The organism is Caballeronia sp. LZ034LL, assembly GCF_031451215.1.
Lineage (GTDB): Bacteria > Pseudomonadota > Gammaproteobacteria > Burkholderiales > Burkholderiaceae > Caballeronia.
The window spans coordinates 308991-329628 of record NZ_JARUXR010000004.1; the positions used below are offsets into that span (position 1 = coordinate 308991).

Annotated in this window: 19 protein-coding genes; 13 read left to right on the top strand and 6 right to left on the bottom strand. The window is 65.6% G+C overall.

Features of this window, described 5'->3' with window-relative positions; genetic code table 11:
- Positions 1-9 precede the first annotated feature (9 nt).
- Positions 10-297, top strand: a complete 288-nt coding sequence (locus tag QCE83_RS28820) for a hypothetical protein (RefSeq protein WP_309819307.1) — start codon at positions 10-12, stop codon at positions 295-297.
- 63 nt (positions 298-360) lie between these two features.
- On the opposite strand, the gene QCE83_RS28825 is transcribed toward QCE83_RS28820, so the two are convergent.
- Positions 361-1923: a serine hydrolase gene (locus tag QCE83_RS28825; RefSeq protein ID WP_309819309.1), complete on the bottom strand. Its 1563-nt coding sequence runs from the start codon at positions 1921-1923 to the stop codon at positions 361-363.
- A 130-nt stretch (positions 1924-2053) separates the two neighbouring features.
- Entirely contained in the window at positions 2054-2488 is a 435-nt protein-coding gene (locus QCE83_RS28830) for a VOC family protein (protein WP_309819310.1), read from the bottom strand.
- 120 nt (positions 2489-2608) lie between these two features.
- On the opposite strand from QCE83_RS28830, the gene QCE83_RS28835 reads away from it, so the two are divergent.
- Together QCE83_RS28835 and QCE83_RS28840 are read left to right on the top strand one after the other, a co-directional pair.
- Positions 2609-3526 (top strand): LysR family transcriptional regulator, encoded by a 918-nt coding sequence (locus QCE83_RS28835; RefSeq protein WP_309819311.1) that lies wholly within the window; start codon positions 2609-2611, stop codon positions 3524-3526.
- Between the two features lie 49 nt (positions 3527-3575).
- Positions 3576-4724, top strand: coding sequence for an FUSC family protein (locus QCE83_RS28840; RefSeq protein WP_404985799.1), 1149 nt, complete (start codon positions 3576-3578; stop codon positions 4722-4724).
- 33 nt (positions 4725-4757) lie between these two features.
- Here the strand turns inward: QCE83_RS28840 and QCE83_RS28845 are convergent, their stop codons facing one another.
- A complete protein-coding gene (locus QCE83_RS28845; protein ID WP_309821164.1) occupies positions 4758-6638 on the bottom strand; it encodes a PAS domain S-box protein in 1881 nt (626 codons plus the stop codon).
- A 545-nt stretch (positions 6639-7183) separates the two neighbouring features.
- On the opposite strand from QCE83_RS28845, the gene QCE83_RS28850 reads away from it, so the two are divergent.
- Both QCE83_RS28850 and QCE83_RS28855 read left to right on the top strand, forming a co-directional pair.
- Entirely contained in the window at positions 7184-8980 is a 1797-nt protein-coding gene (locus QCE83_RS28850; protein ID WP_309819312.1) for an alkaline phosphatase D family protein, read from the top strand.
- 151 nt (positions 8981-9131) lie between these two features.
- On the top strand, positions 9132-9353 hold the full coding sequence (locus QCE83_RS28855; protein ID WP_309819313.1) for a hypothetical protein: 222 nt from the start codon (positions 9132-9134) through the stop codon (positions 9351-9353).
- A 6-nt stretch (positions 9354-9359) separates the two neighbouring features.
- On the opposite strand, the gene QCE83_RS28860 is transcribed toward QCE83_RS28855, so the two are convergent.
- Together QCE83_RS28860 and QCE83_RS28865 are read right to left on the bottom strand one after the other, a co-directional pair.
- Entirely contained in the window at positions 9360-10127 is a 768-nt protein-coding gene (locus QCE83_RS28860; protein WP_309819314.1) for an AAA family ATPase, read from the bottom strand.
- A 13-nt stretch (positions 10128-10140) separates the two neighbouring features.
- Positions 10141-11688, bottom strand: a complete 1548-nt coding sequence (locus tag QCE83_RS28865; protein ID WP_309819315.1) for an MDR family MFS transporter — start codon at positions 11686-11688, stop codon at positions 10141-10143.
- A gap of 542 nt (positions 11689-12230) precedes the next feature.
- Here QCE83_RS28865 and QCE83_RS28870 point away from each other — a divergent pair.
- Both QCE83_RS28870 and QCE83_RS28875 read left to right on the top strand, forming a co-directional pair.
- Positions 12231-13586, top strand: coding sequence for an ATP-binding protein (locus QCE83_RS28870; protein WP_309819316.1), 1356 nt, complete (start codon positions 12231-12233; stop codon positions 13584-13586).
- A gap of 155 nt (positions 13587-13741) precedes the next feature.
- Complete coding sequence (locus tag QCE83_RS28875; RefSeq protein ID WP_309819317.1) at positions 13742-14425, top strand: response regulator transcription factor; 684 nt, start codon at positions 13742-13744, stop codon at positions 14423-14425.
- A 22-nt stretch (positions 14426-14447) separates the two neighbouring features.
- On the opposite strand, the gene QCE83_RS28880 is transcribed toward QCE83_RS28875, so the two are convergent.
- Positions 14448-14633, bottom strand: a complete 186-nt coding sequence (locus QCE83_RS28880; RefSeq protein ID WP_309819318.1) for a DUF3563 family protein — start codon at positions 14631-14633, stop codon at positions 14448-14450.
- A 293-nt stretch (positions 14634-14926) separates the two neighbouring features.
- On the opposite strand from QCE83_RS28880, the gene QCE83_RS28885 reads away from it, so the two are divergent.
- The 6 genes from QCE83_RS28885 to QCE83_RS28910 all read left to right on the top strand — a co-directional run bounded on the left by QCE83_RS28885 (position 14927) and on the right by QCE83_RS28910 (position 20634).
- On the top strand, positions 14927-15292 hold the full coding sequence (locus QCE83_RS28885) for a hypothetical protein (RefSeq protein WP_309819319.1): 366 nt from the start codon (positions 14927-14929) through the stop codon (positions 15290-15292).
- Positions 15293-15529: 237 nt separating this feature from the next.
- On the top strand, positions 15530-16708 hold the full coding sequence (dinB, locus tag QCE83_RS28890; protein ID WP_309819320.1) for a DNA polymerase IV: 1179 nt from the start codon (positions 15530-15532) through the stop codon (positions 16706-16708).
- 146 nt (positions 16709-16854) lie between these two features.
- The gene (locus QCE83_RS28895; RefSeq protein ID WP_309821165.1) at positions 16855-17751 is read left to right on the top strand and encodes a TauD/TfdA family dioxygenase; all 897 of its coding nucleotides are present in this window, start codon (positions 16855-16857) and stop codon (positions 17749-17751) included.
- A gap of 43 nt (positions 17752-17794) precedes the next feature.
- Complete coding sequence (locus QCE83_RS28900) at positions 17795-18817, top strand: ABC transporter substrate-binding protein (protein WP_309819322.1); 1023 nt, start codon at positions 17795-17797, stop codon at positions 18815-18817.
- Positions 18818-18934: 117 nt separating this feature from the next.
- Complete coding sequence (locus QCE83_RS28905) at positions 18935-19759, top strand: ABC transporter ATP-binding protein (protein ID WP_309819323.1); 825 nt, start codon at positions 18935-18937, stop codon at positions 19757-19759.
- The gene (locus QCE83_RS28910) at positions 19756-20634 is read left to right on the top strand and encodes an ABC transporter permease (RefSeq protein WP_309819324.1); all 879 of its coding nucleotides are present in this window, start codon (positions 19756-19758) and stop codon (positions 20632-20634) included. Before QCE83_RS28905 ends, QCE83_RS28910 begins: the two co-directional genes overlap by 4 nt.
- Positions 20635-20638 lie beyond the last annotated feature (4 nt).

Here is a 20638-nt window from a genome sequence, read left to right on the forward strand (position 1 = left end):
GCTTTCGATATGAAACGTTTTGCCCTTACCACTGCTGCCGGTGCCTTCGCTCTCGTGTGCGCATCCGCTTTCGCGCAGGACAATCCGCCGAGTTCGAGCACGGGCCTGCAAGCCGGCGACAACGCGCAGACGACCACGCAGCCGGGTCATTCGATGTCGCATTCGCACAAGTCGTCATCGCATTCGAAAAAGACGCAGAAGAGCCCGATGGCAGCGGGCCCGTCCACCGAGCCGGGCGGCACCGCCACGCCGAGCGGTCCGGGCGCGCCGGTGACGGCCAGCGGCTCCGGCAAGTAATTCGCGCCCAAAGCACAACGGGACGCCGCGCGGCGTCCCGTTGCGTTTTATGGCGTCCGACACTCAGCGGATGAACGTGCCCAGTCCGTCCGCATCGTAGTACTCGAGCGTCACGCGATCGCTCGAAAACGAAGCCTTCGAGATCGAACCCGGATTGGCGTTTTCGTTGACGAGCGTGAACGTGAAGACATCGCCGTCCCAGTGCGACAGCGTGAGCGTCAGCGGACGCGGCCCGATGACAATGACAAGCGCGCCATTCTGCTCGCTGACCTGGATCGGCCCGAAGTAGTCGTTCTGGTACGTGCCGGTGTAGGTGGACAGCGCGCGCGCCGGCAGCGGCGCAGCTGGCGGCGTCACGCCCACGAGCGAGCCGCTCGGCTTGGCGAGGGACGCCAGTGCATCGTTGTAAAGCTTGAACCAGTCGCGCTGGATCGAGCCGGTCTGCACGATGTCGAAGAACTGCTGGTTGAGCGCTTCCGCCACGCCGATCGGAAACGCATTCGTCAACGTGACGATGGCCAGATTCGTCGATGGCACCACCATGAAATTGGTCGCCGCCCCCAGCGCAAACGCGCCCGAATGACTGTACGACGGCCGCCCCGCGCTTGTCGTTCCTACATTGAAGCCATAACCGTAGTAGCCGGCCGGATCGCCGCCGCCGGGCGGAGAACTTTGTACTTGCGCGGTGGTGGCGGCGGCGAGAGCGACGGCATCGACGATGCGCTTGCCGTTGAAGACGCCCGCGCCGAGCATCATCGCGAGCCACTTCGCCATGTCGTTGACCGACGAACTCACGCCGCCCGCCGGCGATTGCGCATCGGGCATCGTGCCCGTGCCCTGCACCCACGCGTTGCCCACCTTGACGTGCCCGAGCGCGCGGTTCGGACGCGCGACGAAATCGGCGTAACGGGAACTGGTGCTGCTCATGCCGAGCGGTTGATACAGCACGTTGTCGGAGAGCGTTTCCCAGTCGATGCCCGCCGCCGTTGCAACGGCCTGCGCCCCCGCCGTGAGCCCGAAGTTGGTATAGAAGTATGAATGACGGAACGGATGCAGCGGCAGATAGCGCAGCCGTTGCAGCACGTCCATGCGCCCGTAGCCCATGTCCTCGAGCGTGTCGCCCGCGTGATCGGGCAGGCCGGACTGGTGCGAGTAAAGATCGCCAATGGTCACGGCCGCGCTGACCTCTTCGTCTGACAACGTGAACCACGGCAGTTGCGCGCGCACCGGCGTATTCCATGCAATCGAGCCGGTGCCGACCTGACGCGCGACCACTGCCGCGCCCACCGACTTCGACACCGACGCGAGCTGGAACACGGTGTCCGCATCGACCGCCTGGCCCGAGCCTACGAGCCGCGTGCCGTAGCCCTTCGCATAGACCGTCTGCGTGCCGCGCACGACCGCGACCGCCATGCCGGGAATGCCGGTGGCGGTCATCAGGTTATTGGCGAGGGTATCGAGTTGGGAGAGCGCGGCGTTGACCTGCGCATCCGGCACGGGGCCGGTCGGGTTACTGCCGGAAGAAGTGGCTGCGCCGGAATCGTCGGAATCCGAACCGCCGCATGCCGCGATCGTGCTGCACAGCGCCGCGCCGAGAAAGCGTCGGCGTCCTTGCAAAGGTTCCATACACGCGTCTCCTCGTTATCGTTACCACTGTCGCGCACAGTGCGCTCGGCGGATTCTATATTGGAAACAATCCGTCAGACACACGAAGCATGTTTGAAAGCGGGAAGACGCGGCGCCCGATCGGGAAGCCTTACTTCGCGAACAGCGAGGACATGTCGGCGAAGGCCTTGATCTCGACCGCATTGCCCGACGGATCGAGGAAGAACATCGTCGCCTGCTCGCCGACCTCGCCCTTGAAGCGCACGTGCGGCTCGATGATGAAGCGCGTCTGCGCGGCGCGCAGCTTCTCCGCAAGCTCTTCCCATTGGGGAATCGAGAGCACGACGCCGAAGTGGCGCACCGGCACGGCGTCGCCGTCGACGGCGCTGGTCGATCGATGGCCGATCTCCTCCGGCGCCAGATGCGCGACGATCTGATGGCCGTAGAAATCGAAGTCGACCCAGGCTTCGGAACTGCGTCCTTCGGGGCAGCCGAGCAAGTCGCCGTAGAAGGCGCGGGCGGCGGCGAGGCTATGAACCGGGAAGGCCAGATGGAACGGCGGCATGGCGTGCTGGGTGGTGCTCATGATGAAGATTCCTTTTCTATACGGGTACGGCGGGGACGAGCCGACAGTGTATTCATGAATATTTCTGTTTGAAAACGATATATTGCTGGACTGAGCCCCACAAATTTCGATGAATCGAACATGTTGCGCGAACTCCAGACCTTTATCGCCGTGGCGCGTCACGGCACTTTCGCGGGCGCGGGCGCGCGCATCGGGCTCACGCAGTCGGCTGTCAGCGCGCAGATGCAGCGGCTTGAAGCGCATCTGGGCTTCGCGCTGTTCGACCGCACCGGCCGCTCGGCGACGCTCAACAAGGCGGGCAAGCGTACCCTCGAACTCGCCGACGAACTCATCGCGCTCTATGCGCGTCTCGCGGAACCCGAAGGCGAGGGCGGGCGGGGCGGATCGCTGTCGGTGGGCGCGATCGCTTCGGCGCATGCGGCGCTGCTGCCGGATGCCATCGCCGCATTCGGGCGGACGCTGCCGGCCTGGCGCATCCGTCTGGTGCCGGGCGTGTCGCTGAATCTGCTCGCCCAGGTCGATGCCGGGGAAATGGACATGGCCGTCATCATCCGTCCGCCGTTCTCGCTGCCGGCGGAACTGCAATGGCGCACGTTGAATGCGGAGCCGTACGTGTTGCTGGCGTCCGGCGCGCGGCGTGGGGCGCATTGGCGTGACCTGCTCGAAACCGAGCCGTTCATCCGTTATGACCGGCGCTCGTTCGGCGGGCGGCAGGTGGATCTGTTCCTGCGCGAGCGACGCATCGCGGTGCGCGAATCGATCGAGGCGGACGAACTGCCGGGCATCGTCGAACTCGTCGCGCGCGGGCTCGGCGTGGCGCTGCTGCCGGATTCGCGCGCGCTGCGGCCATGGCCGCGCGGCGTCACTGCGCTTTCACTGGGCGAGGATACGTTTCATCGCGATATTGGTCTCGTCGAACGGGCGCGGCGCGCGCGTTCCGCCGAGCCCGACGCGGCCGCGCGGCTGGCGGACTGCATCGTGACGGCAGCACAGGCTACGAAGCGCGTTTCCATGCGCAAGCACGGCGGCGTCGCCTAGAATGCGTGGCAGGCGCGGCTGCCGGCCGTGTCATTTCGCGGGGTTTCCAATGGACGACGAACAGCCTGCCGCCGGTCCGGACACATCGAACGCATCAAGCACGCGTCCCGTCGATACCGCGCGCTCCGTCATGCGCTACGCAACGCTACGCGCCCAGGCGGCGCTCGACTGGCTGGACCGCGTCGACCCCGGCACGCACCGGCGCATCAAGGGCTTGCGACTCGTGACCGCCTACGGCATCGCGGCGGCGCTCGGCGCGCTGCAGGACGTCACGCAAGGCGTGCCGGGCGGCACGCTGGTGGGAGCGCTCGCCGGAGGCTTCGCGCTGTGGGCGAGCGTCTCCGAAGCCCGCACGACGCGTTGGGAATCGAGCCGCGATCTCGTCATCCTGTGTCTGGCCGCCGCATTCGGCGCGCTGCTGTTCGCGTGGTTCGAGCCGCTGTTCCGTCATCTCGGGCGGGGCGGCGCGGAACTGATTCTCGTGAGCGGCGCGTTCTTCGCGGGCTATCTGAAGCGCTTCGGGACCACCGGCGCGGGCATGGGCTCGCAGTTGTACATCGGCCAGGTGCTCGCGTATGGACTGAATCTCACCCCCGGCGACACCGGCGCGATCCTGCTTGCGCTCATGATCGGCATGCTGGCGGCGCTCGTGCCGCGCGTGCTGTCAGGGCCGGCGGAACATCCCGTCGTGCTGCCGGCGCTGCGCTCGGAACCGGCCTACGGACGCGAGGCCGTTTCGCCCGCGCTGGCGATGGGCTTGCAGGCCGCCTGCGCGTCGCTGGTCGTGGTGCTGCTCAATCGCGCGTTCTCGCTGCGGGAATCGGCCTGGGCGATCACGGCCTGCGTCTATGTGGTCGCGACGTCCGCGGTGGGCACGACGGAGCGCGTGCGCCGGCGCATCTATGGAACGCTCGTCGGCGTGCCGCTCGGCATCGTATGCCTGCCGCTTGCCGAGCACTGGCCGGTGGTGATCTGGGCGCTGGCCGCGCTGGCGATGATCGCGTATGCGATGTCCCTGCCGGAACGCTACGACATTGCCTGCGGCGCATTCGGCTTCGTGCTGATCGTCACGCTTGCCGTCAACGGCATTCATTCGATTCCACTGCTCGCCGCCCGCGCCTGGGAGACGCTGCTGGGCGGTGCGCTCGGATGGGCGGCGTCGCGGCTGATCTTTCCGTTACGGCTGCTGCGCAATTGACGGCCAACGGTCCGACGGCCACGGCGCCGCGCCTCAGTGGCGCTGCGCCAGCGCGTCCAGTAGCGTATTGAGCTCCGCGAAATTGACCGGCTTGACGAGATGTCCCTCGAAGCCCGCCTGTGCGGAGCGTTCCTTGTCGCTCTCCTGTCCGAAGCCCGTCATCGCGACCACCATCGCGCCGCTGAGCAGCCGCAACGAGCGCAGCGAACGCAGGACCGCGAAGCCGTCGATGTCCGGCAGCGCGAGATCGAGCAGGATCAGGTCGGGCGGGAAATGCCGCACCACGTCGATGCCTTCCTTGCCGTGATACGCGATGCGCACGTCGTGCCCTTTCAGTTGCAGCAGCATGGCGAGGCTGTCGGCGGAATCGCGGTTGTCGTCGATGACCACCACGCGCAGGCCGGTGCCGCTCGTCGCGTCCTGCGCGAGCACGCGATGCGGGCGCGGCGCGTCGTCGACGGATGCGTAGGGCAGACGCACCGTGAACGTGCTGCCCTGATGCGCGCCGGGGCTTGCCGCGCTGATGGAGCCGCCGTGCAGCTCGACGATCGAGCGGCACAGCGTGAGGCCGATGCCCAGCCCCGCCTCGCCCGGATCGAGGTAATGATCTTCCTGCACGAACAGGTCGAAGATGGCGGTGAGGCCCTTCTGCGAGATGCCGCGCCCGGTGTCGATCACGCGGATCAGCATGGCGCTGGGCTCGCACTCGACCGCCACGGTGATGGTGCTGCCGTGCGGCGAGAATTTCGAGGCGTTGTTGAGCAGGTTCTGCACGACCTGCACGAGCCGGGTGCTGTCGCCCATCAGGAGGACGGGCTGGTCCGGCAGCCGGGTGGCGATCTGCTGCGTGCGTTCGTCGGTGAACGGCCGCACCAGCTCGATGCCGCGCGCGACGATGTCGCTGATGTCGGCGCGCGCGAGCCGCAGGTCGATCTTGCCGGTGGTGATGCGGCCCATGTCGAGCAGGTCGTCGACGAGCCGCCCGAGATGCGAGGTCTGCCGGTCGATGATGTCGCGGCACGCGGCCACGCGCGGGTTGAGCTCCGCTTCCATCTGCATCACGCCGACGGCATTGCGAACCGGCGCGAGCGGATTGCGCAGTTCGTGCGCGAGCGTCGCGAGAAATTCGCTGATGCGCCGCGATGACGCTTCGAGCTGCTCCAGGCGCTTGCGTTCACTCATGTCGCGTGTGACCTTGGCGAAGCCGCGCAGGACGCGATGTTCGTCGTACACCGCGGTGATCACCACGTTGGCCCAGAACAGCGAGCCGTCCTTGCGCACGCGCCAGCCTTCGGTTTCGACGCGTCCGGTACGGATGGCCGTCTGCAACTGGGTTTCGGGGACGTTCGCGGCGAGGTCCTCGGGGCAATAGAACGCGGAGAAATGCTTGCCGAGGATCTCCTGCGGCCGATACCCCTTGATGCGCATCGCGCCCGTGTTCCAGCTCGCGATGCAGCCGTCGGGGTCGAGCATGAAGATGGCGTAGTCGCTGACGCTTTCCACGAGCAGCCGGAAGCGTTCTTCCGACAGGCGCAGCTTTTCTTCCTCGGCGCGCTTGGCGGTGAGATCGCGCGTGTACTTGGCGTAGCCGATGATTTCGCCGCGCGTGTTGCGCGCCGCCGTGATGACGACGTTGGCCCAGAACAGCGAGCCGTCCTTGCGCACGCGCCAGCCTTCGTCTTCGAAACGGCCGGTGGCATAGGCCTGTTTCAACTCGTATTCGGGCCAGCCGCGCGCTACGGATTCCGCGGTATAGAAGCGCGACAGATGTTCGCCGATGATCTCGTGCGCCTCATAGCCCTTGATCTTGCGCGCGCCGGTGTTCCAGCTCGTGATGCGGCCGTTCAGGTCGAGCATGAAGATCGCGCAATCCTCGATGGCGTTGACGAGCGCGTGATAGTGCGCGTCGCTCATCGCGTGGCCGGGGAGGGCGAGTTCCGGGGCGGGGTGGGGGACGGCGGCTGCTTTCGATCGGGTCATGATTCTGTGTTTCAGTACGGCGATAGCCTGTCAAACATAGTCGAACGGTCGTTTTAAAGGCACGGACGTTCGGTGGACAGGGTCTATTGATAACACAGTTTAATCGGTTGCCATGGCGCAGCCGGAGAAGCTCTGGATCTCAACGCCCTGGTGAACACCAGTTTTCATCGACCGTCACCTGGCTCATGTCCAGTGCGGGGAACCTGGATTGCAGACGGGCAGCAAGCGTCGGGCCATGCACGACGAGTCCGTCGATACAGCCGACCGGACCAGCTTCGCATGTGAACTTCTGCTTCTGGATCGGTGGGCTGGTGGGGCAGCTCCCCGTCTCGCAAACGCCGCTTGACACTCCCCACCACCCTTCATAGCGTGTAAGGGTTCGGTTTCGAAAACGCGCCGCGCTCATCCGTCGGCAGGCCCGACGCATCCAGCGACCTCCCGCTTCTTCATCGCCCTGAAGTCCGCTCACGGAGGCTCTCATGGACCGTCGACGTTTTCTCTCCCTGTCCGCGTTCTACACGGTGGCGGCCGCGTCCGGCACGCTCGCCGCCTGTCACTCCGGTCACGACGACGACAGCAGTCCCGGCGGCGGCGCCGCCCCGCCGCCCGCAGCCGGCGCCTTCGCTTTTCCGCAGGGCGTCGCGAGCGGCGACCCGCGCGATGTATCAACGGTGTTCTGGACGCGCTGCATAGCGAACGGGAGTGCTTCACAAACGCCGGTCGCGCTGACCTTGCAGGTCTCCACGCAACAGGACTTCGCGCAGCTCGTCGCCAGCGTGCCCTTGAGCGCGGTGCCCGACTACGATTTCACCGTCCGCGCAAAAGTCACCGGGCTGGCGGCGCAGACCACGTATTACTACCGCTTCATCGCGGGCAGCGATGCCAGCGCGACAGGCACGACCCGCACCGCCGCCGCCGCAACCGATGCCGTTCCGCAAGTGCGCTTCGCGTGGTTCGTGTGCCAGAACTGGAGCGCGAATCACTGGCAAGCCCTCAATCTGCTGGCCGCCGAAACCGGTCTCGATTTCGTCGTGCACCTGGGCGACTACATCTACGAAGCCAATTTCGTCGCACCGTCCGGCACGGTGGAGCCGGCGCATCCGACGATCACCCTGCCAAGCGGCGGCGCGTATGCCAACACGCTCGACGACTACCGCACGCTGTACCGCACCTACCGTGGCGACGCGCGCTTGCAGAACGTGCATGCGCGTTTCCCGGTCATCGCGATCTGGGACGATCACGAGTTCTCCGACGACTGCTGGCAGGACCACCAGACCTATACCAACGCCAACGTGCAGCAGACCGCACGGCGCCGCAACGCGAACCAGGCATGGGCAGAATACCTTCCGGTCGACTGGGGCGACGTGTCGTTCGATCTGAACAATCCGGCCTACGACAACATCCGCATTTATCGCGACTTCCACTTCGGCTCGCTGATCCATCTCGTCATGACGGACGAGCGGCTCTATCGCGACGATCACGTGGTGCCCGAAGCGGCGATCGCGCAGGCGCTCGGCCACGATCCGGTGAACGGCAACGACCTCGTCGGCTCGCGCTACTTCGTGCAGCAGCAGGTGCTCACGCAGTTCGAGGCAGCCGACACGCAGCGCCTCGGACGCGTGCCGTCCATTCTCAGTCCCACGCAGACGCAATGGTGGAAGGACACGCTGAAGGCGTCGACGGCGATCTGGAAGGTCTGGGGCAACGAAGTGATGATGAACCGCCTGTGGCTCGACCTGAGCGCGCTCGCGCCGGCGCCCGACAACGTCGTGTTCGTGCTCGACTGCGACGCGTGGGACGGCTATCCGTCGCACAAGGCGGATTTGCTGTCGTTCGTGAAGGCGCAGGGCATCAGCAATCTCGTCGCCATCACCGGCGACCTGCATGCGTTCCAGGCGGGCATCGTGCGCGACGTGCCGGACCCCGCGAACGGCACGCCGGTCATGATCGACCTGATGTCGGCGGGCATCAGCAGCCAGCCGTTCTTCGAGGACGTGAAGACCTATTCGGCGGGCATGCCGCTGGCGTCGCTGATCAGCGCGCCCGCGTTGTTCGATGCGTTCATCCGTCAGAGCAATCCGGACATGCAGTACGCCGATCACGACGGCATCGGCTATGCAACCGCGACCGTTACGCCGACGCAGTTCATCGCGATCTTCAACAAGATGAAGTTCCTGAACGCCGATGGCAGCGCGCCCGCCGCGCCGCTGCAAAAGCGCACGCAACTGACGATCAACGCAGGCGCGGTGGCCGTAACGGTTCAGGACAACGTGTGACGGGTGCCACCGCTTCGGAGTCATGCTTCCGGGGGGATTTCATGGCGCGGGTGCAAACGTACACTGCGTGCACATTTCGGGAGATCGAGCCTGTGGCAGGCAGTGCGACGAGGCCCATGAAGTGAACCTTGAAACCCTCGGGAGCACGATCATGATCGGAAAACTCATCGGCGTTGTCCTGGCCGTGGCGCTGGCGGCCGGCTGCTATGCCCTCATCCGCGGCCACGATCCGCAGAACCTGTACATGGACGACAACGCGCTGCTGTCGCGTTATCTCTCCGATTCGCGCGCGCTGGCCGCCGACAGCGAACCCGCCAGCACGAGCCTCGCCACCGTCAAGCACGCCAGTCCGCTGCTGGAGTCGCAAGACTAAGGGCGTTCAGTCTGCGCCGTCGGTGTTGTCGAACAGCGTGCGCAGCATGCGTTCCGGATTGGCCAGAAACGCGCGCGTCACCTTGAAGTGCTCGGTGTCTTCGTACGCGACCCGTTCGATGCCGTCCGCCGTGAACTGGTAGATCCACGCTTCGGGGTAAGCCATCAGGATCGGCGAATGCGTGGCGATGATGAACTGCGAGGCGTCGGCGGTCAGGTCGTGGATGCGCGCCAGCGCGGCAAGCTGGCGCTGCGGGGACAGCGCCGCCTCGGGTTCGTCGAGCAGATAGAGTCCTTGCCCGCCGAAACGCTCCATCAGCAGCGTCAGGAACGACTCGCCGTGCGACTGCTCGTGCAATGACCGGCCGCCGTACGACGAGATCACCGGCGCGCCGAGGCCCGGTTCGGCGTCGAGTTCCTCGATCTGTGTGGCCACGTTGAAGAAACTCTCGGCGCGCAAAAAGAAACCGTCGCGCGGCCGCTTCACGCCCTTTGCGATGCGCAGGTATTCATGCAGCGGCGAGTGCGAAGCCCGTGTGCCGAAGCGAAAGTTCTTCGAGCCGCCTTCGGGATTGAAACCCATCGCAACGGCAATGGCTTCCAGCAGGGTGGACTTGCCCGAGCCGTTCTCGCCGACCAGGAACGTGACCTTCGGGTGCGGCTCCAGCGTGTCCAGCCCGCGCACCGCGGGCAGCGAGAACGGATATTCATCGAACGACGGCGCCTTGTCGCGCAGCAGCGTGATGCGGCTGATGAAGCGGGTCGAGATGACCATCGGTGGCGGCGCGTCAGTGGAACGCCTGGTTCGCCGCGTTCTTGGCCGCGTTCGTCGCATCCGTCACATCCGTCGCATCGGTCGCGCCCACGGCCCCGACCGACTCGCGCTTCCGGCTCAAATCGATCTTCGGCATGAACAGCATCGACACCACGGCGCCCAGCGCGATCACGAACATCGCCGTGAAGGTCAGGTGCAGCGAATGATGCAGCACGAGGCGAATGTCCTCGTTGGCCGCGAAGTCGCCGGTGACGGAGGTCAGCAGCGCCTTGAGTTGATCGGCATGGACGGCAGGCAGGCCATCCGTGTGCGTGAGCCCGAAGTTCTGCACCGCGCCGAACACGGCCGCGCCAAGCGTGTTGCCGAGATTGCGCGAGAACAGGTTCGACGCAGTCGCGCTGCCGCGTTCGAGCGGCTGCACGATCTCCTGGATCAGGATCAGGCACGACACGCTCGTAATGCCCATGCCGAAGCCGACGATCGCCGAGCCCACGCCCGCCCACACCGGGCTCGACTCGGGCCCCAGCAGCACGAACGGCACCGAGCCGAGCGGAATGAACACCGGTCCGATCATCAGCAGACGGCGCAGCCCGATGCGCGTGAAGGTGCGCGACGTGAAGGTCGCGCCGCTCGGCCAGCCGATCATCATCATCGTGAGCGCCAGCCCCGCTTCGACCGGCGTGCGGTGCATCACGCCCTGCACGTACATCGGCAGGAAGGTGGTGAGGCCCATCATCGCCATGCCGGCGAGCAGGGTCGCCGCGTTGCTGGCCGCGATCGGACGGTGCGACCACAGGCTGAATGAGATCATCGGGTCGGCGGCGCGGCGTTCCTGCCAGACAAACAGCACGCAACTGAGCAGCAGCACGGCCAGTTCCACGCCGACGCGCACATTGCTCGCATGGCCCGCGTCGGTGAGCGCCATCATCAGCGACGCGACGGCGGCGGTGAACAGGAACGCGCCGCCCAGGTCGATCGCCGGACGGTCATGGCGCTTTTCCTCGTGCAGGAAGAACACGAACAGCGCAGCCGCCAGAATGCCGATTGGCACGTTGATCCAGAAGATCCACGCCCACGAGAACTGGCGGATCAGCAGGCCGCCGACCATCGGCCCGAGCACCGCCGACACCGCCCACACGCTCGCCAGATAGCCCTGCACCTTGCCGCGTTCGCGCGCCGGATAGAGATCGCCGACCACGGTCAGCGCCACCGGCAGGATCGCGCCCGCACCGACGCCCTGGATCAGCCGGAACACGATCATCGCGGGCATCGACCATGCAAAGCCCGCCAGCACCGAGCCGATCAGAAAGATAACGATCCCCGTGAGCACGGCCGGCTTGCGGCCGAAGATGTCGGAGAGCTTGCCGAACACCACGGTGAGCGCGGTCTGCGTGAGCAGGAACGACGAGAACACCCAGCTGTAGAGATTGAGGCCGCCGAGCTGCGTGGCGATCTGCGGCATGGCGGTCGAGACGATGGTGGCCTCGATCGCGACCATGGCCATCGAAGCCATAACGGCGGCAATGACGAGAGGACGAACGGTTTGACGGGACTGTGACATGCGGTGGTCGAAAGACGCGCCGCCCGCCGCGCAACCGCTTCCGCTGCGCACTTGCGGGTCCTGCACGTAAATGGAAGAGACAGCGGCGATGCTCCGGCCTGTAATTATTCTTGCAATTGGCTTTCGTTCGGAGCGGCATCGCCGGTGAATTGGCGACCCGTGCAATGTTATCCCGTGCCGGCCAATGCTGCTTGCGCCGGCCGCGAGGGTCGAACGCGCGGTTCGACCAGGTTCGACCAAGTTCGACTCTGTAAGACCGAAGCCGCGCTCCTCATTAATCGCTAATTCTTCGCCGCTACGCTGGATTACGTGGATGGACGGTGCTTCCCCCAAGTACTTCCCCAGTCCGTTCACATCTCGTATCTCCTCAGCCTTGGCGCCGGCCCCGACGGGCTGGCGCACTTTTTACCGCGGCGCCTGGCGCCCTAGTGTTCTACATGTTGCCTTCCCTACCGGAATCCCCGCGAATGTCGCCTAAAATCGAACCGGCAGAACCCGCGCCCGCAGGCGCGCCCCGTTCCTTCCGGAGACGGCAGACTCGCATGATCAAATCGCTGAAAAACCAGCTGGTGATTGCGCTCGGCATTCTCGTGACCGTGATCGGCGTGATCCAGGGCGTGAGTTCCTACAAGCTGAGCCAGGCCGGGACGAACGCGCTGCTCGACACGCGCCTCGTGCAGGTGGCGACGCGCATGCGCGACGGTTTCGCCGAAGGCATTCCCGCCAATCCGTCGCGCGGCAGTCAGGACGACCGCGACGTGGTCGTGGTCGTGTGGAAGCCGGGCGAGGCGGTGCCGTTCCGCACCACCGAGCCTTCGCTGCGCTTTCCGCGCGATGCAACCCCCGGCTTCTCCAACGTGGTCGCGAACAGCGAGCATTGGCGCATCTACACGCGCCGCGAGCCGACCATGACGATCCAGGTCGCCCAGCGCGCGTCGGTGCGCCACGACCTGACCGAAGAAACCGCCACCCTCGCGCTGTGGCCCACGGTCGTGCTGCTGCCGCTGGTGTGGATCCTGGTCGCGCTGGTCGTGCGCCGCTCGCTGCGGCAACTGAACGAGCTGGGCCGCGAGGTGCAGGGCATCGACACGAGCCATCTCCAGCCGCTGTCGCTGGTCGGCGTGCCGACCGAGATCAAGCCCTTCATCGAGTCGATCAACACGATGATCGAACGTCTTGCGGGCGCCATCGACAAGGAGCGCAAGTTCATCGCCGACGCCGCCCACGAGCTGCGCACGCCGCTCACCGCGCTGCAGTTGCAGGCGGACAATCTGGCGCCGCATATCGCTCCAGGCAATCAGGAGCGCTTCCAGGAACTGCGCAAGGGCATCGCGCGCAGCGGCAAGCTGATCGCGCAATTGCTGCGTCTGGCGCGCGCCGATGCGCCCGTGAACGGCGCCGCGCCGCTCGCACGCGTGGACCTGTCGGAAGTCGTGACGGGCGCGGTCGCCGATGTCCTGCCGATCGCCATCGCCCGTGGCCTCGATATCGGCGCCGAGGAGATGGTGAGCGCGCACGTCCGCGCCATCGAGACGGACCTCGGCATGGCGGTGAAGAACCTGGTGTCGAATGCGGTGCGCTATACGCCCGATGGCGGCACCATCGACCTGCGCATGCGGCGCGACGGCGAACGGGTGTGGATCGACGTGATCGATACCGGGCCGGGCATCGACGAGGCCTTGCTGCCGCGCGTCTTCGACCGCTTCTTTCGGGCCTGTCCGGATATCGAGGGCAGCGGGCTGGGGCTGTCGATCGTCAAGGCGATTGCCGCGCGCTACGGCGGCGATGTCACGCTGCGCAACCGCGATGACGGGCAATCGGGCATCGTCGCGTCGATTGGCTTCGTGACCGAGGCCGTCACCGAAAGCGTAGCCGCGCCCGATTCCGTCTGTGCCTGAACGAGACGGCGCAATTTGCGCCGATTACAATGCATTCGCTGCGGGACACGCGGGGTTTGATCGTCCCGTTGCGATGCCGGCGCGCGAGGCGCGTCATTCCTGTCCGCATGGCGGCGCCGTGCGGTCCGTTGGGTTTCACGGGGGCGGGGCAGAGCATGCGCATTCTTCTCATCGAAGACGACATCCAGATCGGCACGAGCCTCATGCGGGCCTTGAAGGACGCGGACTATGCCGTCGACTGGGTGCGTGACGGCCAGGCCGGCCGCGAGGCGCTGGGCGCCGCCGACTACACCGTGGTGCTGCTCGATCTCGGCCTGCCGGGCATGGGCGGTATCGAACTGCTGCGGCAGGCGCGCTCGGCCGGCAACGCGACGCCGGTGCTGATCCTCACCGCGCGCGACGATCTCGATACGCGCGTCCAGGGCCTCGATCTCGGCGCCGACGACTACCTGCTCAAACCCTTCGACATGCCGGAACTGCTCGCGCGCATCCGCGCGGTGCTGCGCCGCAAGGCGGGCTACGCGGTGTCCCGTCTCGGCGACGATTCCATCAACCTCAATCTCGACCAGCGCACGCTCACCTGCGGCGAGACGTCGGGCGTGCTGTCGGCGCGGGAATTCGCGCTGATGCATGCGCTGCTCGAACGCCCCGGCACCATCTTTTCGCGCGACCAGCTGGAAGACCGGCTGTACGGCTGGGGCAAGGAAGTGGAGAGCAACGCCGTGGACGTGCTCATCCATTCCGTGCGCAAGAAGTTCGGCGCGAGCGTGATTCGCAACGTGCGCGGGCTCGGCTGGACCGTGATGCTCGGACAGGCCGGCCACGAGGACACCAAGTAACGCACGGTGGCACGCGCAGGTTTCAGCGCCCGTCGCCGTGATGCCCGATCTCGCCGCAAAAGTGCATGCTGTACGAATGATCCTGTTCCTCGACCTGGCGCATGCGGCGTTCGAGATCGGCGAGATCGGTGGATGAGGACAGATAGTCTTCCTGCGCGTCGTGGCTGGAAAAAAAGCTGCCGAGTGACTTCGAGAAACGTTCGAACATGATGGACTCCCGTCGTGATTAACGGCCTGTACCGCGGGCCGACAAGAGCAGAGTAGGCCGCGTCCATTAGCGAAGAATGAGCGCGCGCGGGCACGCGCAATGCGCTTTCCATGGCATGCCTGATTGACATGGATGAGCGTTCGCCAGCGCACTGTCGGCGGGGCTGTGCAGCGTGAACGCACTGCCGCGCCGCACCATCCCGTGATATCGTCTTTCATACGGTTTCAAAGCGGGTTTTAAATCGGCATGCCGCGCGCTTTGCGTGTCAGTCGATCGTCTTCGTGAAGGCCGCCATGAACGATGTGCCCCGTACCCTCAGTGCCCGCGACCGCATCGAGTTGCTCTGCTGGCTCACGTGCGGCAGTCTCGGCGCGTTCTACCTCAACGGCGTCTGGCCGGCCGCCACCTTCCACGTGCAGGCGGCGCACAAGTGGCTGGACCGGCATCAGCGTCTGGCCGACTGGCTGACCATCGCCAAACTCGCGGCCATCGCGCGCGACATCGCCACGCAGCATTGCGCGCTGCTCGAAGCGGACTGGGCGCGGGATGCCGTCGAAGAAATCCTCGACAGCGAAGACCTCAACTTTCAGTCGGATGTCGTGCGGCAGGTGTTCGACGATTGCCGCCGGGCGCTCGCGGAGAAGCGCACGCCGGAGTGAGTCACGCTCCTGGCCCGAGCGCTCAACGGGGAGGTTTGTCTTCCTTCGGATGGTGTGTAACGGGCATTTCCAGTGGGCGAACCCGCTGCCGTTTGACAGCCTCCCTAGCGCAAATCACTGTATGAATGTACAGTAACGCCATCCCTCGTTTTTGCAGCGCCGCGCAACGCGCACTCCCATGTTCCCTGCGTTGAAACCTGTCGTTTGCGCATCGGACGCGGCGTACCGGCCGCGCCGATGAACCCGCAAGCTCCGCATCCGGCGCCGCGCCGCATCGCGCATCTCGACATGGATGCGTTCTTCGCATCGGTGGAGCTGTTGCGCTATCCCGAGCTGCGCGGCATGGCGGTGGTCGTGGGCGGCGGGCGCAGCGCCACGCCGGAAACGCTGCCCGACGGCACGCGCCGTTTTCGGCGGCTGCGCGACTATGCGGGGCGGGGCGTCGTGACCACATCAACTTACGAAGCGCGCAAGTTCGGCGTGTTTTCCGCGATGGGCATGATGAAGGCCGCGCAACTCGCGCCCGACGCCATCCTGCTGCCCACCGATTTCGAGTCGTACCGCCATTACTCGCGGCTCTTCAAGGCGGCCGTCGCCACCTTTACGTCGCAGATCGAGAATCGCGGCATCGATGAAATCTATATCGATGTCGGCGACCTGGCCGGCGAGCCCGCCGAGATCGGCCGCCGCATGAAGGATGCCGTGCACGAGGCCACCGGGCTGACGTGTTCCATCTGCATCGCGCCGAACAAGCTGCTCGCGAAGATCGGCTCCGAGCTCGACAAGCCCGACGGCCTCACCATCCTGACGATGGACGACCTGCCTACCCGCATCTGGCCGCTCGCGGCGCGCAAGGTGAACGGCATCGGGCCGAAGGCGAACGAGCGGCTGGCGGCGCTCGGCATCCATACGGTGGGCGACATCGCCGCCGCCGATCCCGGCTTGCTGCAGACGCACTTCGGCCGCACCTATGCGGCGTGGCTCGCCCGCATTGCGCAAGGCGAGGACGACCGGCCCGTGGTCACCAGCTCCACGCCGAAGTCGATGAGCCGCGAAACCACCTTCGAACGCGATTTCCATCCGAAACAGGACCGCGCGACGTTGTCCGCCGAGTTCACCGCGCTCTGCACGCGCGTGGCCGACGATCTCCAGCGCAAGGGTTATGTCGGCCGCACGGTGGGCATCAAGCTGCGTTTCGACGACTTCCGCACCGTCACGCGCGACCTGACCGTGCCGGTCGCGACGGCCGATCCCGTCGAGATTCGCCGCGCCGCGACCGAATGCCTGAAGCGCATCGTGCTCGAACGGCGCATTCGTCTGCTCGGCGTGCGTGTCAGCGCGCTGGCGGGCCACGACGAGAGCGCGCCCGTCGAACCCATGCAGGTGGAGCTGCCGTTCGACGACGCGGGTGAATGAGGCGGCGTTTCCGGCTGATGACGCGGGCTTATGACGCGGGCAGATAAGCACATCGCAGATGCTTCGTTGTAGGGCGTCGTGCCGCGCGCTAGATTATTCGCTTCCCCGAAGTGAACGATGAAGTGACCGACTCGACCGTGAAGACCCTGACCACTTCTCAAGACGCCGACATTCAGGCATCCGCCGCCGATCAACCCATCGAGATCCGTCCATTCGATGCCCCGCTCGGCGCCGAAGTGCTCGGGCTCGATCTGTCGCGGCCATTGTCGGCAGCCGATTTCGCGCGCATCCATCGCGCGCACCTGGACTACCACGTGCTCGTGTTCCGCGACCAGCGCATCACGCCGGACGAGCAGGTGGCGTTCAGCAAGCGCTTCGGGCCGCTGCAGATCCACGTGCTGCATCAGTTCGGCCTGGCGGGCCATCCGGAAGTGCTGATCGTTTCGAACATCACCGAAAACGGCAAGCCGATCGGCCTGGGCGATGCCGGCCATTTCTGGCATTCGGACCTGTCGTACAAGGACAAGCCGAGCCTCGGCTCGCTGCTGCATGCGCAGGAGCTGCCGGCGGTCGGCGGCGACACGCTGTTCGCCAACCAGCATCTCGCGTGGGACAGCTTGCCGGCGCATCTGCAAAAAGCGGTGGAAGGGCGCGTGGCCGAGCATACCTATCTGGCCAAGTACGCCGAATTGCAGAAACGCAGCCCGTGGCGGCCGAATCTCTCGGCGGAACAGATTGCCCAGGTCAAGCCGGTGACGCATCCCGTCGTGCGGACGCATCCGGAAACGCAGCGCCGCGCGCTGTTCGTGAGCGAGCACTTCACCACGCGCGTGATCGGCTTGCCTGAAGACGAAAGCCAGTCCTTGCTCGCCGAACTCTTCGCGCACAGCACGCGGCCGGAGTTCATCTATCGCCATCAATGGCAGGCGCGCGACATGGTGTTCTGGGACAACCGCTCGGTGATGCATCTTGCGGCCGGCACGCCCGACGATCAGCGCCGCAAGCTGTATCGCACGACCATCGAAGGCGACGCGCCTTTCTGATCGGTCCGCTGCACACCAACCATTCAATTACGGGGTTTCATCGATGCAGTCTCGCAAAGGGAAGGGCGCGGCGCGCGCACTCGGCGCCGCGCTCGCGGTCCTGTTGGGCGTGACGTCTGCGGGCGCGCAGGCCGAGGGCACGCTGCGGGTCGCCGAGCAATTCGGCGTCGTCTATCTGCTGCTCAACGTCGCGCGCGACCAGAAGTTCATCGAGCAGGAAGGCAAGAAGGAAGGGCTCGATATCAAGGTCGAATGGGCGAAGCTCTCGGGCGGCGCGAGCGTCAACGACGCGCTGCTGTCTGGTTCCGTCGATATCGCGGCGGCCGGCGTCGGTCCGCTGCTGACCATCTGGGACCGCACGCATGGGCGTCAGAACGTGAAGGGCGTGGCGTCGCTGGGCAATTTTCCGTACTACCTCGTGTCGAACGATCCGCGCGTGAAGACCATCGCCGACTTCACCGACAAGGACCGCATCGCGGTGCCGGCGGTGGGCGTGTCGGTGCAATCGCGTGTGCTGCAATATGCCGCCGCGAAAACCTGGGGCGACAAGGCCTACGACCGTCTCGACAAGTACACGCAAGCCGTGCCGCACCCCGATGCCACCGCCGCAGTCATCGCGGGCGGCACGGAGATCAATGCGCACTTCGGCAATCCGCCGTTCCAGCAGCAGGAACTCGCGGGCAATCCGAAGGCGCACATCGTGCTCAATTCCTACGATGTGCTCGGCGGCCCGAGTTCCGCAACCGTGCTCTACGCCACCGAGAAGTTCCGCAACGACAACCCGAAGACGTATCGCGCGTTCGTTGCCGGTCTTGCCGATGCGGCGAACTTCATCACGCAGCATCCCGAACAGGCCGCCGATATTTATCTGCGCGTGAATCAGGCCCGGCTCGACCGCGACTTGCTGATCAAGGTCATCAAGGATCCGGCGGTGCAGTTCAAGGTGGCGCCGCAGAACACCTTTGGGCTTGCGCAGTTCATGCATCGGGTCGGCGTCATCAAGAACGAGCCGAAGTCGTGGCAGGACTACTTCTTCACCGATCCGGCGACGAAAAACGGCAGCTGAGACGGGCCGCGCGTTTATCGGCGGAGGTGGATTGGTTATGCGCAAAGATTGGTTCGTGTGCGGCGCGCGCGCCGCTATCGTAAGCGTTTGCCTCTTCAGCCTCACCGCACAATCCCCATGGCCGCCAATCCTCAAGCGTTGTATTCGCCGCCACCCGAAGCGCAGGCTTCGACGAGCGGCAAGCTGCTCAGCGTGGAGCACGTCTCGCTCGAATACCGCACGCGCGAACGGATCGTGCGAGCTACGCACGATGTCAGTTTCGATGTCTACGGCGCAGACCGCCTGGTGCTGCTCGGCCCGTCGGGCTGCGGCAAGTCGACCTTGCTGAAGGCGGTCGCGGGCTTCATCGAGCCGGTGGCGGGACGGATCGAAATTGGCGGGGAACGCGTGCGCGGGCCGGGTGCGGATCGCATTGTCGTGTTCCAGGAATTCGACCAGTTGCCGCCGTGGAAGACCGTCGTGCAGAACGTGGCCTTTCCGCTGCGCGCCGCGCGCAAGCTGGGCCGCGCCGAAGCGCGTGAACGCGCGCTGCACTATCTCGACAAGGTCGGTCTCGCCTCTTTCGCCGACGCTTATCCGCATACGCTTTCGGGCGGCATGAAGCAGCGTGTCGCCATCGCGCGGGCGCTCGCGATGCAGCCGCGCGTGCTGCTGATGGACGAGCCGTTCGCCGCGCTCGATGCCCTCACGCGCCGCCGCATGCAGGAAGAACTGCTGCGCCTGTGGAGCGACGAGCGCTTCACCTTGCTGTTCGTCACGCATTCGATCGAGGAGGCGCTGATCGTCGGCAATCGCATCGTGTTGTTGAGCCCGCATCCCGGACGCGTGCGCGCCGAACTGAACAGTCATCAATACACCCAGGAAAGCATGGGCCGCGGCGAGTTCCAGCAGAGCGTCGCCCGCATTCATCGTTTGCTGTTCGAAGAGGAGGCCGCGCAATGAGCACGCCGCATCTGATCGTGCCGCCGGTGCGGCCGGAGTATGAAGTCGAACTGGCCGCGCCGGAAGGCATCGGCCACGAAGCGCCGCTGCTGCTCTCGAAGCGTCTGCTGGATCAGGCCTGGCTGCGCAAGACGTTCATCGCGCTGGTGTTGATCGGACTCTGGGAGATCGCGGCGCGCAGCGTCGACAACGACTTGCTGCTGCCCACCTTCAGCGCGACCTTCATCGCGTTCGTGCAGGGCATTGCGTCGGGTGAACTGATCGAGAAGATCGGCATCTCCATGTCGGTGCTGCTGCGCGGCTATGCGCTCGGCGCGCTGCTCGCGTTCGTGCTGACCTCGCTGGCCGTGTCGACGCGCATCGGCCGCGACATCCTCTCGATGCTCACCGCGATGTTCAACCCGCTTCCGTCCATCGCGCTATTGCCGCTCGCGCTGTTGTGGTTCGGACTCGGCACCGGCAGCCTGTTGTTCGTGCTGGTGCATTCGGTGCTGTGGCCGCTCGCGCTCAACACGTATGCGGGATTCCAGGCGGTGCCCGCGACCCTGCGCATGACGGGCCGCAACTACGGCCTGACGGGTCTGCGTCACGTGCTGCTGATTCTCGTGCCGGCCGCGCTGCCGTCCATCCTGGCGGGCCTGCGCGTGGGCTGGGCGTTCGCGTGGCGCACGCTGATTGCCGCGGAACTCGTGTTCGGCGCGAGTTCGGGCAAGGGCGGGCTAGGCTGGTACATCTTCCAGAACCGCAACGAGCTTTATACGGACCGCGTGTTCGCGGGACTGGCGGCGGTCATCGTGATCGGTCTGGCGGTCGAGCATCTCGTCTTCGATACCATCGAACGCGTCACGGTGCGCCGCTGGGGCGTGCAGCAGTAAGCAA

Bases quoted from the DNA above. Each gene is read 5' to 3' on its own strand.
- QCE83_RS28820 (WP_309819307.1), top strand. From the start codon at position 10: ATGAAACGTTTTGCCCTTACCACTGCTGCCGGTGCCTTCGCTCTCGTG.
- QCE83_RS28825 (WP_309819309.1), bottom strand. From the start codon at position 1,923: ATGGAACCTTTGCAAGGACGCCGACGCTTTCTCGGCGCGGCGCTGTGC.
- QCE83_RS28830 (WP_309819310.1), bottom strand. From the start codon at position 2,488: ATGAGCACCACCCAGCACGCCATGCCGCCGTTCCATCTGGCCTTCCCG.
- QCE83_RS28835 (WP_309819311.1), top strand. From the start codon at position 2,609: ATGTTGCGCGAACTCCAGACCTTTATCGCCGTGGCGCGTCACGGCACT.
- QCE83_RS28840 (WP_404985799.1), top strand. From the start codon at position 3,576: ATGGACGACGAACAGCCTGCCGCCGGTCCGGACACATCGAACGCATCA.
- QCE83_RS28845 (WP_309821164.1), bottom strand. From the start codon at position 6,638: ATGAGCGACGCGCACTATCACGCGCTCGTCAACGCCATCGAGGATTGC.
- QCE83_RS28850 (WP_309819312.1), top strand. From the start codon at position 7,184: ATGGACCGTCGACGTTTTCTCTCCCTGTCCGCGTTCTACACGGTGGCG.
- QCE83_RS28855 (WP_309819313.1), top strand. From the start codon at position 9,132: ATGATCGGAAAACTCATCGGCGTTGTCCTGGCCGTGGCGCTGGCGGCC.
- QCE83_RS28860 (WP_309819314.1), bottom strand. From the start codon at position 10,127: ATGGTCATCTCGACCCGCTTCATCAGCCGCATCACGCTGCTGCGCGAC.
- QCE83_RS28865 (WP_309819315.1), bottom strand. From the start codon at position 11,688: ATGTCACAGTCCCGTCAAACCGTTCGTCCTCTCGTCATTGCCGCCGTT.
- QCE83_RS28870 (WP_309819316.1), top strand. From the start codon at position 12,231: ATGATCAAATCGCTGAAAAACCAGCTGGTGATTGCGCTCGGCATTCTC.
- QCE83_RS28875 (WP_309819317.1), top strand. From the start codon at position 13,742: ATGCGCATTCTTCTCATCGAAGACGACATCCAGATCGGCACGAGCCTC.
- QCE83_RS28880 (WP_309819318.1), bottom strand. From the start codon at position 14,633: ATGTTCGAACGTTTCTCGAAGTCACTCGGCAGCTTTTTTTCCAGCCAC.
- QCE83_RS28885 (WP_309819319.1), top strand. From the start codon at position 14,927: ATGAACGATGTGCCCCGTACCCTCAGTGCCCGCGACCGCATCGAGTTG.
- dinB (WP_309819320.1), top strand. From the start codon at position 15,530: ATGAACCCGCAAGCTCCGCATCCGGCGCCGCGCCGCATCGCGCATCTC.
- QCE83_RS28900 (WP_309819322.1), top strand. From the start codon at position 17,795: ATGCAGTCTCGCAAAGGGAAGGGCGCGGCGCGCGCACTCGGCGCCGCG.
- QCE83_RS28905 (WP_309819323.1), top strand. From the start codon at position 18,935: ATGGCCGCCAATCCTCAAGCGTTGTATTCGCCGCCACCCGAAGCGCAG.
- QCE83_RS28910 (WP_309819324.1), top strand. From the start codon at position 19,756: ATGAGCACGCCGCATCTGATCGTGCCGCCGGTGCGGCCGGAGTATGAA.